12 protein-coding genes are annotated in these 15,923 nt (G+C 72.5%); 8 read left to right on the top strand and 4 right to left on the bottom strand.

What is annotated here, in order from left to right; all coding sequences use genetic code 11:
* Positions 1-6: 6 nt before the first annotated feature.
* From A4U64_RS25730 to A4U64_RS25720, 3 genes are read left to right on the top strand one after another with little or no spacing between them, the layout of a single operon-like run.
* Positions 7-897: an AAA family ATPase gene (locus A4U64_RS25730; RefSeq protein ID WP_006944116.1), complete on the top strand. Its 891-nt coding sequence runs from the start codon at positions 7-9 to the stop codon at positions 895-897.
* 8 nt (positions 898-905) lie between these two features.
* Positions 906-2,021: a vWA domain-containing protein gene (locus A4U64_RS25725; RefSeq protein ID WP_006944118.1), complete on the top strand. Its 1,116-nt coding sequence runs from the start codon at positions 906-908 to the stop codon at positions 2,019-2,021.
* Positions 2,014-3,153: an XdhC family protein gene (locus tag A4U64_RS25720; protein ID WP_006944119.1), complete on the top strand. Its 1,140-nt coding sequence runs from the start codon at positions 2,014-2,016 to the stop codon at positions 3,151-3,153. Before A4U64_RS25725 ends, A4U64_RS25720 begins: the two co-directional genes overlap by 8 nt.
* 20 nt (positions 3,154-3,173) lie before the next feature.
* Here the strand turns inward: A4U64_RS25720 and A4U64_RS25715 are convergent, their stop codons facing one another.
* Positions 3,174-4,640 (bottom strand): aminotransferase class I/II-fold pyridoxal phosphate-dependent enzyme, encoded by a 1,467-nt coding sequence (locus tag A4U64_RS25715; RefSeq protein WP_065923589.1) that lies wholly within the window; start codon positions 4,638-4,640, stop codon positions 3,174-3,176.
* 216 nt (positions 4,641-4,856) lie between these two features.
* On the opposite strand from A4U64_RS25715, the gene A4U64_RS25710 reads away from it, so the two are divergent.
* From A4U64_RS25710 to A4U64_RS25695, 4 genes are read left to right on the top strand one after another with little or no spacing between them, the layout of a single operon-like run.
* Entirely contained in the window at positions 4,857-5,363 is a 507-nt protein-coding gene (locus A4U64_RS25710) for a (2Fe-2S)-binding protein (RefSeq protein ID WP_006944121.1), read from the top strand.
* Positions 5,360-7,747: a xanthine dehydrogenase family protein molybdopterin-binding subunit gene (locus A4U64_RS25705; RefSeq protein WP_029546634.1), complete on the top strand. Its 2,388-nt coding sequence runs from the start codon at positions 5,360-5,362 to the stop codon at positions 7,745-7,747. The genes A4U64_RS25710 and A4U64_RS25705 overlap by 4 nt, the downstream gene beginning before the upstream one ends.
* Positions 7,744-8,601 (top strand): FAD binding domain-containing protein, encoded by an 858-nt coding sequence (locus A4U64_RS25700; protein WP_029546635.1) that lies wholly within the window; start codon positions 7,744-7,746, stop codon positions 8,599-8,601. Before A4U64_RS25705 ends, A4U64_RS25700 begins: the two co-directional genes overlap by 4 nt.
* A gap of 20 nt (positions 8,602-8,621) precedes the next feature.
* Positions 8,622-9,299, top strand: a complete 678-nt coding sequence (locus A4U64_RS25695) for an SRPBCC family protein (protein ID WP_065923318.1) — start codon at positions 8,622-8,624, stop codon at positions 9,297-9,299.
* A gap of 109 nt (positions 9,300-9,408) precedes the next feature.
* Here A4U64_RS25695 and A4U64_RS25690 read toward each other — a convergent pair whose 3' ends face one another.
* Genes A4U64_RS25690 through A4U64_RS25680 form a run of 3 tightly spaced genes read right to left on the bottom strand, consistent with a single transcriptional unit; the run spans position 9,409 to position 14,304 of the window.
* The gene (locus A4U64_RS25690) at positions 9,409-12,123 is read right to left on the bottom strand and encodes a molybdopterin-dependent oxidoreductase (protein WP_065923317.1); all 2,715 of its coding nucleotides are present in this window, start codon (positions 12,121-12,123) and stop codon (positions 9,409-9,411) included.
* Complete coding sequence (locus tag A4U64_RS25685) at positions 12,120-12,929, bottom strand: FAD binding domain-containing protein (protein ID WP_065923316.1); 810 nt, start codon at positions 12,927-12,929, stop codon at positions 12,120-12,122. Before A4U64_RS25685 ends, A4U64_RS25690 begins: the two co-directional genes overlap by 4 nt.
* Positions 12,930-12,933: 4 nt before the next feature.
* Entirely contained in the window at positions 12,934-14,304 is a 1,371-nt protein-coding gene (locus tag A4U64_RS25680) for an 8-oxoguanine deaminase (RefSeq protein ID WP_006944138.1), read from the bottom strand.
* Between the two features lie 142 nt (positions 14,305-14,446).
* On the opposite strand from A4U64_RS25680, the gene A4U64_RS25675 reads away from it, so the two are divergent.
* A complete protein-coding gene (locus A4U64_RS25675; RefSeq protein WP_065923588.1) occupies positions 14,447-15,919 on the top strand; it encodes a PucR family transcriptional regulator in 1,473 nt (490 codons plus the stop codon).
* Positions 15,920-15,923 lie beyond the last annotated feature (4 nt).

Below are 15,923 nucleotides of genomic sequence, written 5' to 3'. Positions count from 1 at the left end.
CGCAGCATGACGGCATCGGCGGCGATCGGCTCACCGGAGGAGCTGGCGCGGGCGCTGGACACGACGGGCTATCTCGCCGACGACGGCCTCGCAACGGTCGCCTTCCTGGCGCTGCGCATGGGCCGCCCGCTGTTCTGCGAGGGGGAACCCGGCACCGGCAAGACATCGCTGGCCATTGCCCTCGCCGACGCGCTGGCCCTGCCGCTGATCCGGTTGCAGTGCCACGAGGGCATCGATGCGTCCCAGGCCCTCTACGACTGGGACTTCCCCCGGCAGTTGCTGCACCTGCGCACCCTCGAGGCCGCGAGCGGCGGCCACCTGGAGGCCGAGGAGGCGGAACGCTCGCTGTACACCGAGCGGTTCCTGCTGGCGCGGCCCCTGCTGCAGGCGCTCACCGACGCGCCGTGCGTGCTGCTCGTCGACGAGATCGACCGGGCCGACGACGAGTTCGAGGCGTTCCTGCTGCAGGTGCTGGACGAGAACGCCGTCACCATCCCCGAGCTCGGGCAGGTGCGGGCGCAGACGCCGCCGCTGGTGGTGCTCACCTCCAACCGCACCCGCGAGGTGCACGACGCCCTCAAACGCCGCTGCCTGTACCACTGGCTCGAACATCCCGACCTCGCGCGGGAGGTGGAGATCCTGCGCCGCCGCATCCCGGGCATCGCCGAACACCTCGCGGAGCAGGTCGCCCACGCGGTGCAGACCATGCGCGGGATGGATCTGCTCAAGCCGCCCGGCGTCGCCGAGTCGCTGGACTGGGCACGAGCGCTGCGCGAACTCGACCGCGACGTGCTCGACGCGACGACCGCGGCCGCGACGCTGGGCGCCGTCCTCAAGTACCGGGAGGACCTCGACCGGGTGGTCCGCACCGGGCTCGACCGGCTCCTGACGGGGTGAGGCCCGCGATGACGACGGCCGCGGACGTCGGAGGTCCCCTCGTCGGGATCGCCGGGTTCACCCGCGCCCTCGCCGCGGCCGGCCTGCCCGTCGCCTCGGACGCCGCCGAGGCCTACGTGCGCGCCCTGCGCGAGATCGACCTCGGCGACCGCCGGCAGGTGTACTGGACCGGACGTGCCACCCTGTGCCACGACCCCGACGACATCCCCCGCTACGACCTCGCGTTCGAAAGCTGGTTCGGGGGAACGGCACCCGGCGTGACGTCGCCGCAGACCCGCACCCCGCGTCGGGCCCGCATCGCCGGACTCACATCCACGGGGGGTGACGAGACCGCCGGGGAGGGTCCGGAACTGCGGGTCGCCGCGGACGACGCCGACGTGCTCCGCCGTCGCGACATCGCGGAACTGTCCGACGCCGAGCGGGCGCACCTCGCCGAGCTGATCGCCACGCTGCATCCGCGACCGCCCACCCGCCCGGCGATGCGGCTGCGCCCGTCGCGCCGGGGCCGCATCGACCCGCGCCGCACGGTGCGCCGGATGCTCGCGGCCGGGGGCGAGCCCGTCCGGCCGAGCCGGCACGGCAAGGCGACCCGTGCGCGCCGGGTGGTGCTGCTGCTCGACGTCTCCGGATCGATGAGCCCCTACGCGGACGCGCTGCTGCGGTTCGCGCACGTGGTGACCCGCGCCGATCCCGCCCACACCGAGGTGTTCTCCCTCGGCACACGCCTGACGCGGCTGTCGCGCGCGCTGCGGGCCCGCGACCCGGAACTCGCCCTCGCCGCGGCGGGCCGGGCGGTCCCCGACTGGGCGGGCGGCACCCGGCTCGGCGAGACCCTGCGGGCGTTCCTGGACCGGTGGGGCCGTCGTGGGCTCGCGCGCGGTGCCGTCGTGGTGATCTTCTCGGACGGCTGGGAACGCGGCGATCCCGGCCTGCTCGCCGAGCAGCTCGCCCAGCTGCGCCGCCTCGCCCGCGCCGTGCTGTGGGTCAACCCGCACGCCGGGGCGGCCGGGTACGAGCCGGTGCAGTCCGGCATCGCGGCCGCCCTGCCGCATCTCGACCGTCTGCTCGCCGGGCACAGCCTCGCGACGCTGCAGGAACTGCTGGAGGAGGTCCACCGTGCGTGAGGTTCTCGACGAACTCGACCGTCGCTACCGGGCCGGCGACACCGTCGCCTTGGGAACCGTGGTCTCGACGTTCCGTTCCGCGCCGCGCGCACCGGGCGCGGCGATGCTCGTCGCCGGCGACGGCACCGTGACCGGCAGCGTCTCCGGCGGTTGCGTGGAGGGCGCCGTGTACGAGCTCGCCCAGCAGGTGATCGAGGACGGTGTGCCCGTGTTGCAGCGGTACGGCGTGTCCGACGACGACGCCTTCGCCGTCGGGCTCACCTGCGGCGGCATCATCGACGTGTTCGTCGAACGGGTGGACGTCGCCGGATTCCCCGAGCTGGGCGAGGTCGTCGCGTCGGTGCGGGCCGGGGAACCCGTCGCGGTCGCCACCGTCACCGAGCATCCCGATCCGGCGTGGGTTGGTCGGCGCATGGCGGTGTGGCCGGATCGCGCGCACGGGGCGCTGGGGTCGGCGCGGGCGGACGACGCCGTCGCCGACGACACGCGGGGTCTGCTCGCCGCGGGCCGGACCGCGACGCTGCACTACGGACCGGACGGGCAGCGCCGCGGCGAGGGCATGTCGGTGTTCGTCCACTCGTTCCAGCCGCCGCCGCGGTTGCTGGTGTTCGGCGCCATCGACTTCGCGGCCGCCATGGCGCAGCTCGGCTCGTTCCTCGGCTACCGCGTGACGGTGTGCGACGCGCGGGGCGTGTTCACCACCGCCGCCCGGTTCCCGGCCGCCGACGAGGTGGTCGTGGACTGGCCGCACCGCTACCTCGCCGCCGAGGCGGCCGCGGGGCGCGTCGACTCGCGCACGGTCGTCACCGTGCTCACCCACGACCCGAAGTTCGACGTGCCGCTGCTCGAGGTGGCATTGCGGCTCGACCTGGCGTACGTCGGTGCCATGGGGTCGCGGCGGACGCACGAGGACCGGTTGGCGCGCCTGCGCGAAGCGGGGATGACGGAGGACGAGCTGGCCCGGCTGTGCTCCCCGATCGGCCTGGATCTGGGGGCGCGCACACCGGAGGAGACCGCGGTGTCGATCGCGGCGGAGATCATCGCGCTGAAATGGGGTGGCCGGGGCGAGCACCTCGCCCGCACCGAGGGCCCGATCCACGCCCACGAGGACAGCGCGGTTCCAGGGCAGTAGGAGCTGCCCGGGAACCGCGCTCAGCCCTCGGCGACGACCCGGAACTTCTCGAGCGAGGTGTCGGTCGCGTCGGGAATCACCATCCCGGCGTTAACGCCGCTGCGCAGGTAGTCGACGACGGCGTCGTCGAGCCGCTCACCCGGCACGACGGCGGGAATGCCCGGCGGATAGGGGGTGATCTGCTCGGCCGCGATGCGCCCGGCGGCCCGGCCTGCGTCGACCATCTCCGCCCTGCCGAAGAACGCGTCGCGCGGCGACATCACCGAGTCGAGCTGCAGCTCGCCGGGGCTCGGCAGATACATCTTCGGCGGCGGATCGAACGACTCCGCGGCCTGCGACAGCGACTCGAGCGCCGCGACGAGCCGGTCCGTGGTGCCCTCGTCGTCCGCCATGGAGAGGGTGGCCAGGATGCGCCGGTGATCGGTCATGCCGAGGTCGAGCCGGCAGTGCTCGCGCAGCCAGTCGCTGCACTGATAGCCGGAGACGCCGAGTTCGCTCACGTCCAGGAGGATCTGCAGCCGATCGAGATCGTGCGAGGCCTCCTCGCCGAGCAACCGGTCCTCGAGGACGGTCGGCCCGTCGATCGCGGCGATCCGGTCGCGGGTACGCCGAGCCAGCTGCAGTGCGTCACCGAGCAACTCGGCGCCGTGCTCGACCATCTGCCGGCGCCACCCGTCGATGGCCGAGTAGATCATCACGTTCGGGCTCGTGGTCATCAGCAGGTCGGCACAGGCCGACAGGTGCGCCCCGTCCACCAGGTCGCCTTGTAGGTGGTACACCGATCCTTGCTCGAATCCGGCACCCATCTTGTGGACGCTGACCACGCAGATGTCGGCGCCGGCGTCCATGGCCCAGGTGGGCAGGTCGTCGTGGAACGGCAGGTGCGCGCCCCACGCCTCGTCGACGATGAGGGGCTTGCCCCGCTCGTGGCAGACCTTCGCGATGCCCTCGAGGTCCGCGCACGTGCCGTAGGGGCTCGGGCTGACGATCAGCGCGCCGGCCGCATTCGGGTACTTCTCCCACGTCGCGCGCACCTGGTCCGGCGACGGCGGATGGGAGAAGTGCATCTCCTCGTCCCATCGGGGGGTGATCCAGCGGGGCGTGACGCCGCTGAAGATCAGCCCGGCGACGATCGACTTGTGCGAGTCCCGGCCGACGAGCAGTCCCCCCGGATCGTTGCCCGCCACCGCCATCATCGCGGCCTTCACCGACAGGGAGCTGCCGCAGGTGGAGAAGAACGCCTGCTCCGCTCCGACCGCCTCGGCCATGAGCTGCTCGGCCCGCGAGAGGTAGCCGTTACCCGACTTCCGGTCGTCGAGGCCGCCCGAGGCGAGCACGTCCGAGCGGAACGTGTCGAGCCCGAGGACCTTCTTCACCCGCGGGTCGGCACCGCGGCCTTGGCGGTGGCCGGGCGGGGAGAAGCCGTAACGGTCGAGCCGGTGGTACTGATCCAGTGCATCCAGCAGGGGAGTTTCGGACTGATCCATGCCCGGGGGGTACCCCGCACGCGGACCGAAAATGCCCTGCCGCGGGTCGGCTTCGCGAGTCGGATTCCCCCGTCCCGCCGCCACCCGCGCGGGAACGAGGTTGTTCCGCCACCGATTCGGCGAATCGGCGTATTCGGTGGTCATCGTTGGAGCACAGTGTCAGTGAACACTTCTCGACGATCTTGGATCCCGGATGTTCCCGGCATTGGAGGCCCGATGCGCATCACTGTCACCGTCGACGGGACGACCTACACGGACGAGGTGGAACCGAGGCTGCTGCTCGTGCACTATCTGCGCGACCGGCTCGGCAAGGTCGGCACCGTGGTGGGCTGCGACACCAGCAACTGCGGTGCCTGCACCGTGCACCTCGACGGCCGCAGCGTCAAATCCTGCTCGGTGCTCGCCGTGCAGGCCGACGGTGCGGAGGTCACGACCGTCGAAGGCCTGTCCCGCGACGGCGTGCTGCACCCCGTCCAGCAGGCATTCCACGACAACCACGCACTGCAGTGCGGCTACTGCACGCCCGGCATGATCATGTCGACGATCGACCTGCTCGAGGAGAACCCCGATCCCGACGAGCACGAGGTGCGGCTGGGTCTCGAGGGCAACCTGTGCCGCTGCACCGGCTACCAGAACATCGTGCGGGCGGCGCTGGACGCGGCGCAGAAGGCCCGGGCCGCCGAACTGCAGACGGACAACACGACGGCAGGAGGCGGGCGATGACCAGCACCGTCGAACCCGAGATCGGCCAGTCGCGGCGGCGCAAGGAGGACGAGCACCTCGTCACCGGGCGCACCCGCTGGACCGACAACCTCGTCCTCCCCGGGATGCTGCACATGGCGATCCTGCGCAGCCCGTTCGCCCACGCCCGCATCACCTCGATCGATACGTCGGAAGCACGGCAGAGACCCGGCGTGGTGGCGGTGCTCACCGGCGCGGACGCCTCGCCGGAGCAGGGCAGCCTGCCGTGCGCGTGGGTGATCACCCCCGATATGAAGATCCCGCCCGCGCCGTCCCTGGCCGTCGACACGGTCAACTTCGCCGGGGAGGCCGTCGCCCTCGTCGTCGCGCGCAGCGCCTACGAGGCCCACGACGCCCTCGAGGCGATCGACGTGGACTACGACGAGCTGCCCGTGGTCCTCGACCTGGCGACCGCCGCCCGCGACGGCGCCGACCTCGTGCACCCGGACCTCGGCACCAACGTCAGCGCCACCTGGACGTTCGACTCCGCCGAGGCCGGCACCGGCGGCGACGTCGAGCAGGCCATCCGCGACGCCGAGGTCGTTGTCGAGCGCACGTTCCGGCAGCAGCGGCTCATCCCGGCGTTCATGGAACCGCGCTCCGTCGTCGTCGACCCGACCGGGCCGCAGATCACCGTGTGGTCGGCCACGCAGATCCCGCACATTCTCAAGATCATGCTGGCGATGACGCTGGGCATCCCCGAGCACAAGCTGCGGGTGATCGCACCGGACGTCGGCGGTGGTTTCGGCGGCAAGCTGCAGGTGACCCCGGAAGAACTGCTCGCACTGCTCGTCGCGCGCCGGCTCGGGAAACCGGTCAAGTACACCGAGACCCGCAGCGAGTCGATGGTCGCGGCGCATCACGGCCGCGACCAGATCCAGAAGCTCACCCTCGCCGCGCGCCGCGACGGCACCGTCGTCGGCCTGAAGGTCGAGCTGCTCGCCGACATGGGCGCCTACCTGAGGCTCGTCACCCCGGGCGTACCGATCCTGGGCGCGTTCATGTTCAACGGCATCTACAAGTTCGGCGCCTACCACTTTTCGTGCACCAACGTGTTCACCAACAAGGTGCCCACCGACGCCTACCGCGGGGCGGGCCGGCCGGAGGCGACGTTCGGGATCGAACGGATCATGGACGAGCTCGCCGCCGAGCTGTCGATGGATCCGCTCGAGCTGCGCGCCAAGAACTGGATCCGGCACGAGGAGTTCCCGTTCGACACCGTCGCGGGCCTGACGTACGACTCGGGCAACTACGAGGCGGCCACCGCGAAGGCCCGCGATCTGTTCCGGTACGACGAGTTACGCCGCGAGCAGGAGGAACGCCGCCGCCGGCAGGACCCGGTCCAGCTCGGCATCGGGGTGTCGACCTTCACCGAGATGTGCGGCCTGGCGCCGTCGCGGGTACTCGGCTCGCTCAACTACGGGGCGGGCGGCTGGGAGCACGCCGCGATCCGCATGCTGCCCACCGGCCGGGTGGAGGTGGTCACCGGTTCGTCGTCGCACGGGCAGGGCCACGAGACGGCGTGGAGCCAGATCGTCGCCGACCGGCTCGGAGTGCCGTTCGAGGACATCGAGGTGCTGCACGGCGACACGCAGACCTCGCCGAAGGGGCTGGACACCTACGGATCCCGGTCCCTCGCCGTCGGCGGTATGGCCGTGGTCAAGGCCGCGGAGAAGGTGATCGCGAAGGCCCGCCCGATCGCGGCGCACATGATGGAGTGCTCGGAGGACGACCTCGAGTTCGCCGAGGGCCGGTTCCGGGTCCGGGGTACCGAGAAGGCCGTGGGCATGAGCGACATCGCGCTCGCGGTGTTCACCGCGGCCGACCTGCCCGAAGGCATCGAGCCGAACCTGGATTCCGAGGCCACCTACGACCCGGACAACTTTTCGTTCCCGCACGGCACGCACCTGTGCGCCGCCGAGGTGGACACCGAGACCGGGCAGGTGCGCATCCGCTCGTACGTGTGCGTCGACGACGTCGGGCACGTCGTGAACCCGCTCATCGTGGAGGGGCAGGTGCACGGCGGCCTCGCCCAGGGCATCGCGCAGGCCCTGTACGAGGAGGCCGTCCACGACGAGTCCGGCACCCTGCTCAGCGGTTCGTTCGCCGAGTACCTGCTGCCGTCGGCCGCGGACCTGCCGACGTTCACCACCGACCGCACCGAGACCCCCGCGACCGGAAACCCGCTGGGCGTCAAGGGGGTCGGCGAGTCCGGCACGATCGCCTCCACGCCGGCGGTGGTCAACGCCGTCCTCGACGCCGTGCGCCACCTCGGCGTGCGGGACATCGAGATGCCGTGCACCCCGATGCGGGTGTGGCACGCCGTCGAATCAGCTCGGCAATCGGCTCAGGGAGGTGCCCGATGATTCCGTCGACGTTCGACTACGTCGCGCCCACCACCATCGACGAGGCCGTCGCCGCGCTGGCCGCTGCCGGGGAGGACGCCAAGATCATCGCCGGCGGGCAGAGCCTGATGCCGGTGCTGCGGCTGCGGCTGGCCGCCCCCACCACGCTCGTCGACCTCGGGCGCGTCCCCGACCTGCGGGGGGTGCGCGAGGACGGCGGCGACCTCGTGATCGGCGCGATGACCACCCACCACGACGTGATCCACGATCCGCTCGTGCGTGAACACGCGCGGCTGCTCGCCGAAGCCACGAGCACGGTGGCCGACCCGCAGATCCGGCACCGCGGCACCCTCGGTGGGGCCCTGGCCCACGCCGATCCGGCCGGGGATCTCGGCGCGCCGGTGCTCGCCCTCGAGGCCACCCTCGTCGCGGCCGGACCGTCGGGGCGGCGCAGCATCCCCGTCGCGGAGTTCTTCGACGACTACTTCACCACCACCCTGCAGCCCGAGGAGATCCTCGTCGAGGTGCGGATCCCCAAGCTCACGGGATGGGCGGCGCGGTACGAGAAGTTCAACCGGGTGGCCCACGCCTGGTCGATCGTCGCGGTCGCCGCCACCGTGCAGACGGACGGCGGCACGATCCGTCAGGCCCGGGTGGCGCTGACGAACATGGCGGCCGTGCCCGTGCGGGCGCACGCCGTCGAGCGGGCCCTCGTCGGGCAGCCCGCGACGGCGGACACCGTCCGTGCCGCCGCCGAGCAGGCCACCGAGGGCACCTCACCCATGAGCGACGGCAACGCCGACGCCGACTACCGCCGCCAGCTCGCGCGGGTGCTCACGCGCCGTGCCGTGGCGACGGCAGCGGACGTCGCCTGAGCACACACTGGAGACGAACCATGCAACTCGAACACCACATGTCCGTGCCGGCACCCATCGACGAGGTGTGGACGGCACTCCTCGACCCCGAGAAGGTGGCACCCTGCATGCCCGGCGCCACCCTCACCGGCGTCGACGGCAACACCTTCACCGGCACGGTGAAGATCAAGATGGGACCGGTACAGCTGCTGTACAAGGGCACCGGGGAGTTCGTCGAGACCGACGAGCAGGCCCGCCGGGCGGTCATGGAGGCCGCCGCGAAGGACTCGCGCGGCAACGGCACCGTGAACGCGACGTTCACGATCACCCTCGTCGGCGACGGCGACCGCACCGAGGGCACCGTCGTGACCGACCTGTCCATCACCGGCAAGCCCGCCCAGTTCGGGCGGGGCATGATCTCCGACGTCGGCGGCAAGATCATCGAGCAGTTCACGGCGTGCCTGGCGGACAAGCTCGGTGGCCCGCCCGCCCCGGTGCCGATGCCGGAGGCCGCCGCGCCCCCACCCCCGGCGGGCGGGGCCCCGGAGGTGACCCCGGCCGTGCCGGTGACGGCGGCACCACAGCCCACCGAGGCCGCGCCGCTGGACCTGATGCAGTACGCCCGCGGGTCCGTACTCAAGCGCGTCGGCCCGGCAGTGGCCGTGTCGGCGCTGGTGGCCCTGATCGTCTACCTGCTGCTGCGGCGCCGCCACCCCTGAGACCGCCTGTTCGCCCCTCCCCTCCTCGAGCGAATGTATCGTTCCGTCGGCCTGATCGAGTGAGCGATACATTCGCTCGGCACGGGCGGGCCAACGGAACCGGCGCCGATCACTGCAGCAGCCGCCAGATCCGGTCGCGGGAGAGCGGCAGCTCGTGCGGCCGGACCCCGATCGCGCGGCGCACCGCGTTCGCCAGCGCGGGCGCCACCGGGTTGAAGGGCGCCTCGCTCATCGACTTCGCGCCCATCGGGCCGAGCGCGTCGTAGGTGTCGGCGAAATACACCTCGGTGCGGGGCAGGTCGGCGTACTGCGGAATGTGGTAGTTCCGCAGCGCATCGGTGACGACGCGGCCGGTGTCGTCGGTGACGAGTTCCTCGTACAGCGCGACCCCGATCGCCTGGGCGGCGCCGCCCTCCACCTGGCCGCGGCACTGCTCGGGGTTGACCACGACGCCGGCGTCGGCGGCCTGCACCGACTGCAGGATCCGCAGCTCGCCGGTGCGCACGTCGACGGCGACGCGGAAGGCCTGCACGTTGAACGACAACGAGCGGGGCAGGCCGCCGTGGCTGCCCTCGGCCCGCAGCGTGCCGCCGGCCGCGTCGAGCAGTTCGCCGGGGCTGACGAGGCGGCCGCCCGCACGCACCCCGTCCGCCTCGGGCACCGCGTCGTCGGGGTCGGTGCCGGTGATCTGTCCGGCGAGTTTGACCATCCGCCGGCGCAGTTCCCGCGCGGCGGCGAGCAGGGCCTTGGCGGCGACGACCGTCCCCGACGATCCGTACGCACCGGTGTCGTGGGTGGTGACGTCGGTGTCGGACTGGCGGATCCGGATGCGGTCGGGGTGGGTGGCCAGCTCGGTGGCGGCGACCTGGGTGTGCACGGTGGTGGTGCCGTTGCCGAACTCGGCGGTGCCGACCCGCGCGAGATAGGTGCCGTCGCGCAGCAGTTCGACGGACGTGTCGGCGACGTGCCCGCCCGGCGGGTTCGACGCGATCATCGCCAGGGCCATGCCCTCACCGACGCGCCACTGCGGCCCGGCCGGTTCCCCGGCACCGCCTCGGCGCATCGCGTCCTGCACCAGGTCCAGGCACTGGTCCAGCCCGTAGCTGCCGAAGATCAGATCGCCGCCCTCCGGGTGCGCACCCACCAGGTCGTCGCCGGGCACGACGACGTTGCGCCGCCGCAACTCGTACGGGTCCATGCCGAGTTCGACGGCGAGCTCGTCCATCGCCGACTCGATTGCGAAGACGATCTGCCCCAGCCCGTAACCGCGGAACGCGCCGGAGGGACGGTTGTTGGTGTACACGGCCTGGGCGTCGACCCGCTTGTTCGGGCACCGGTACACCTCGACGGATTCGCCGCATCCGTGGAACATCACTCCCGCCGAATGGTTTCCGTAGGCGCCCGCGTCGGAGAGCACATCGATCGCCAGGGCGGTGAGGACGCCGTCGGCACCGGCCGCGACCGTGACGTCCACGCGCATCGGATGCCGGCACGGCGCGACGGTGAGCTGATCGGTGCGGGTGAACTCCCACTGCACCGGGCGTCCGGTGCGCAGGACGGCCGCCGCGACGACGTCCTCGGCGAGCATCTCCTGTTTGGCGCCGAAGCCGCCGCCGACGCGCGCGGCGAACACCCGTACCCGATCGCGGTCGAGACCGAAGATGTGGCACAGCTCGTCGCGAACGAGGAACGGCACCTGCGTGGAACTGCGGATCACCAGGCGGCCCCCGGTCGCGAGATCACCGCTGCCGTCGATCCACCCGATGGCGCCGTGGGTCTCGAGGTGGGTGTGCTGCACGCGCTGCGTCTGCCACCGGCCGCGCACGACGGCGGCGGCCGCGGCAACACCGGCGTCGACGTCACCGACCTCGCCGTGCAGTTCGGCGACGAGGTTGCGCGACGGATCGGCGATGCGGTTCTCGGGTCCCTTGTCCGCGTGCAGCAGCGGAGCGCCGGGCCGGCGCGCCTCGTCCGGGTCCAGGACGTACGGCAGCACCTCGTATTCGACGGCGAGCAGGCGACATCCCTCCTGTGCGAGCGCCGGGGTCTCGGCGACGACGGCCGCGACCCGCTGCCCGTGGTGGCGCAGGATCCGGTCGAACAGCACGGTGTCGTCGGGGTCGTCGTCCCGGTGTTCGTGGCGGGCCGTGGAGTACGCGACGGCCGGGGCGTCGCGGTGACAGAGCACCGCGTGCACGCCGGGCAGTGCCTCGGCGGCGGTGGTGTCGATCGAGACGATCCGTGCGTGGGCGTGCGGGCTGCCGAGCACGGCGACGTGCAGCGCACCGGCGACGGTGGTGTCGAAGGTGTAGGGCTCGGCGCCGGTCACCACCCGCGCGGCGGCCGGGGCACGCAGGGACCGCCCGCAGGAGGGCCCCGGCGCGGGCGCCTCCACGTTGGTGACGCCGCGCAGCGCGTCGTCGACGGATCGGTAGCCGGTGCACCGGCACAGGTTCCCCTTGAGCCGGTTCGGCAGGTCCGTCAGATCGTCGTCGGTCAGGGTGGCGGCGGTGACGATCATTCCGGCCGTGCAGAATCCGCACTGGAACCCGGCGGCGTCGACGAACCGCTGCTGCAGCGGATGCAGATCGTCACCGGTACCGAGGCCGGCGACGGTGGTCACGGCGTGGCCCTCGGCACGCACGGCGGGAAAGACGCACGAGTGCACCGCCTCTCCGTCGACGAGGACCGAGCAGGCGCCGCAGTCGCCGGCGTCGCAGCCCTTCTTGACCTCGAAGTGGGCGTGCTCGCGCAGCAGCGTGCGCAGGCACTGTCCCGGCCGGGGGTCGGCGTCGAGTTCGCGGCCGTTGACGGTGAACCTCACGACAGTTCCTCTCGGATCTCGTCGGCCAGGACGGCGGTGACGGCGCGGCGCCAGTCGGCGGCGCCGTGCGCGTCGGTGAAGTACGCGTCGGCCGGCACACCGGTACGCAGCGCGTCGGCGAGTTCGCCGGGCGTGGGTGGCTCGGGGAATCGGAACACGTAGGGCCGCACGGTCGCGGCGGTCACCGACAGCGTGAAGGCGCCGTCGGGGCCGACGCGGCCGATCACCACCGCGCCGGAGCGGCCGAGTGGGGCGAGCGCGATCTTGCGGAACGCGGTGCGCGACGCCAGCGCCGCCGCGGGGACGTGCACGCTGCGCAGCACCTCGCCCGGCCCGAGCAGATTCGTTCCGTTTCCGGTAACGAACTGCTGCACGGGAATCCGTCGCTCCGCGCCGTCCGGCGCCCAGATCAGGGCGGTGGCGTCGAGCGCCGTGGACAGCGAGATCATCGCCCCCGCCGGGAACGCGAGGCAGACATTGCCGCCGACGGTGGCGCGCTTCCAGATCTTCCACGAGGCGAGCAGTGCCGCCGCGCACTGATGGAACAGCGCTGCGCTCGGCCATGTTTCGGTGCCCGACAGCGCGGCGAGGCGTTCCACGGTGCAGGTGGCCGCGATCTCGAGACCGGCGTCGGTGACGGTCAGAGCGGGCCAGCGCAGCCCGGACAGGTCCAACAGCCGGCGCAGGTGCGGCTGCGGCTCGGAGAACAGCCACGTCCCGCCGCCGACGAACGCCGTAGCAGCATCGGCGACGAGATCCTCTCGGGCGCAGGCTATGTCGTATGCGGTCACGGTGTGCAGGTCCATGCGCTCACCCCGCCTTCGCCACCAGGGCGTCGTGCGCGGCGGCAACCTCCGCGGCCACCGACGTCTCGTCGACGGTGCGCACCTCGTCGCGGCGCACCACCTCGCGACCGTCGATCAGCAGCAGCTCGAGCGGCGGCTGGGAGCCGAGCACGAGCGCCGCGACGGGATCGGTGATGCCCGCATGGGCGAGCGTGTCGATCCGCCACAGCGCGAGGTCGGCAAGCTTGCCGACCTCCAGGGAGCCGATCTCGTTCTCCCGGCCGAGGACCCGCGCCCCGCCGACGGTCGCCAGTTCCAGGCTCTGCCGGACCGTCATCGCGCGCGGCCCGCTGCGGGCCCGGGCGAACAGCGCGGCGTGGTGGGCCTCCTCGAGCATGCAGCACGACTCGTTGCTCGCCGCCCCGTCGACCCCGAGACCGAGCGGCACCCCCGCCGCGTACAGGTCGGCGGCGCGGGCGATGCCGGCACCGAGGCGGGCGTTGGACGTCGGGCAGTGCGCCGCGCCCGTGCCCGAGGCGGCGAGCACCCCGATGTCGCGGTCGTCCAGGTGCACGGCGTGCGCGTACCAGACGTCGGGGCCTGTCCAGTCGAGCGACTCCATGTACTGCACCGGATTGCAGCCGAACCGCTCCATGCAGAAGTCCTGCTCGTCGAGGGTCTCCGCGAGGTGGGTGTGCAGCCGCACCCCCAGATCGCGGGCGAGCACCGCGGACTGCTTCAGCAACTCCGTGCTCACCGAGAACGGCGAGCACGGTGCGAGCGCGATCCGCAGCATGGACCCGAACGACGGATCGTGCCACCTCTCCACGGCCCGTTGGCTCTCGACGAGGATGGTGTCGAGGTCCTCGACGACGTGGTCCGGCGGCAGGCCGCCCGCGCTCGCGCCGAGGTCCATGGATCCGCGGCACGGGTGGAACCGGACGCCGACGTCCGCGGCCGCGGCGATCTCCGCACCGAAGACGTCGCCGCCGTCGCGCGGGACCACGTAGTGGTGGTCGGTGCTGGTGGTGCAGCCGGTGCGGACGAGGTGGGCGAGGGCGCCCTTCGCCGCGACGTGCACGGCGTCGGCGTCGATCCCGCCCCAGACGGGGTACAGCGTCGTCAGCCACTCGAAGAGGGTGTGGTCGACGGCGAGGCCTCGGGTGATCCACTGGTACAGGTGGTGGTGGGTGTTCACCAGGCCGGGCGTCAGCACACAGCCGGTGCCGTCCACGAGGGTGGCGTCGGCGTAGCCGCGCGGCTCGCCGGCGCCCACGGCGACGATCCGGTTGCCCTCGACGACGACGTGCCCGCGCCGGTACTCGGCCCGTCCGGCGTCCATCGTCACCACGTGCGCGCCCTGGATCACGATCGGCCGGGTGGTGTTCGGCTGCATCGGCGTTGCTCCTCACGCTCGTCGACGCTCCCAGTCAACGCCCCGGAAACCGCAACATCCCGGTCGGCACACACGAAACGGAACCGAAATATCGGCTTCGTATTGTGCGATCGTCCAAACCCGTCACCCGGAGGTGAACGCCGTGCTGCTACAGGATGTCCTCGACGCACCGGAGCTCGGAATCCGCCTGCTGCACGGCGACTCCGATGCGCTCACCCGCCCGGTGCTGCGGGCGTGCACGACCGACATGCCCGATCCCACCCGCTACGTGAGCGCGGGATCGTTGGTGTTCACCGGCCTCGTCTGGCGGCGCACCGCGGCGGACGCGGACCTGTTCGTCACGCTGCTCGCCCGCGCCGGGGTCTCCGCCCTCGCCGCCGGGGAGGCGCTGCACGGGCAGGTGCCGTCCGACGTGGTCGAGGCCTGCGTCCGGCACGGGATACCGCTGCTCTCGGTGCCCGAGGAGGTGCCGTTCAGCCGGGTCATCGAGTACATGACCGGCCGGATGGCCGGGGCGCGGATGGACCGGTTGCAGACCGGCCTGGCCCGGCAGCGACGGCTGCTCACCGCGGTCGCCGACGGGTGCAGCCTCGACGAACTCACGGACCGGACCGCCCGGGAGTTCGGGGTGTCGGCGTGGCTGCTCACCGCCACCGGGATGCCCGTCGCCGGCGCCGATCCCCTGCCCGACGAGGATGTCGACGCCCTCACCAGGACCGCGCTGACCGCCGATCGCCTGCCCGCCGAGGTGGCGGGGGGATACACGGTGCTGCCCGTCGGTTCGGGGCTCGCCGACCGGATCGGCTCGTGGTACCTCGTGGTCCGGCACGCCGGCACCCCGGACGCGGAGTGCCTCGACGCCTTCGGCGAACTCGCCGCGGTGGCGGCCCTCGACCGGGTGCGGCGGGAGGAACGCCGCCGGCTCGGGTGGGAGGCCGCGGACCGGACGCCCCCCGGGGGCGACATCGACTGCGGCAGATCACCGGTCGCCGTGGTGGTCGACCGTGCCCCGGCCGGCACCCCGGAGCAGCGCGCCGCGATGCGGGCCGCCGTGCAGGACGCGTTGTCCGGCGCCGTCACCACCGTCGACGTCGCCGGGCGCGTCGTCGCGCTGGTCGACGGCGACGAGTCCGAGGTGGTTGCCGCGCTGCGGCGGCGCCTGGGGCGCCTCGCTCCCGCGCTGGCCCGGACTCGCCTACTCGTCGGTGTCAGTGCCTGCGGCACAGGCGAATCCGTTGACGGCGCGGTGCGCTCCGCGGCCGCCGCCGTCGCCGCGGCGCGCGGCGACGCGGGGGCGGTGTGCGTGCGGGCGGCCGAGCTCGATTCCGCGCTCGGGTTGTTCACCGCCGTTCCCGATCAGTTGCGCCGCGCGTTCGCCGGGCGCATCCTCGGGCCCGTGCTCGAGCACGACCGGCGCACCGACGCCGGGCTGCTCGCCACCCTCGAGGCGTTCCTCGACTGCGACGGCTCCTGGCGCCGCACGGCGGACCGACTGCACGTGCACCTGAACACGGTCCGCTACCGGATCGGCCGCGTCGAGGCACTCACCGGCCGCGACCTCGGACGCATCGGCGACCGGCTCGACGTGTACCTCGCCGTGCGCGCCCTGGCATGAGAGC

This window comes from Rhodococcus sp. WB1 (assembly GCF_001700945.1).
Classification (GTDB): domain Bacteria; phylum Actinomycetota; class Actinomycetes; order Mycobacteriales; family Mycobacteriaceae; genus Rhodococcus; species Rhodococcus aetherivorans.
This window is presented reverse-complemented; position numbering and strand designations above follow the sequence as displayed.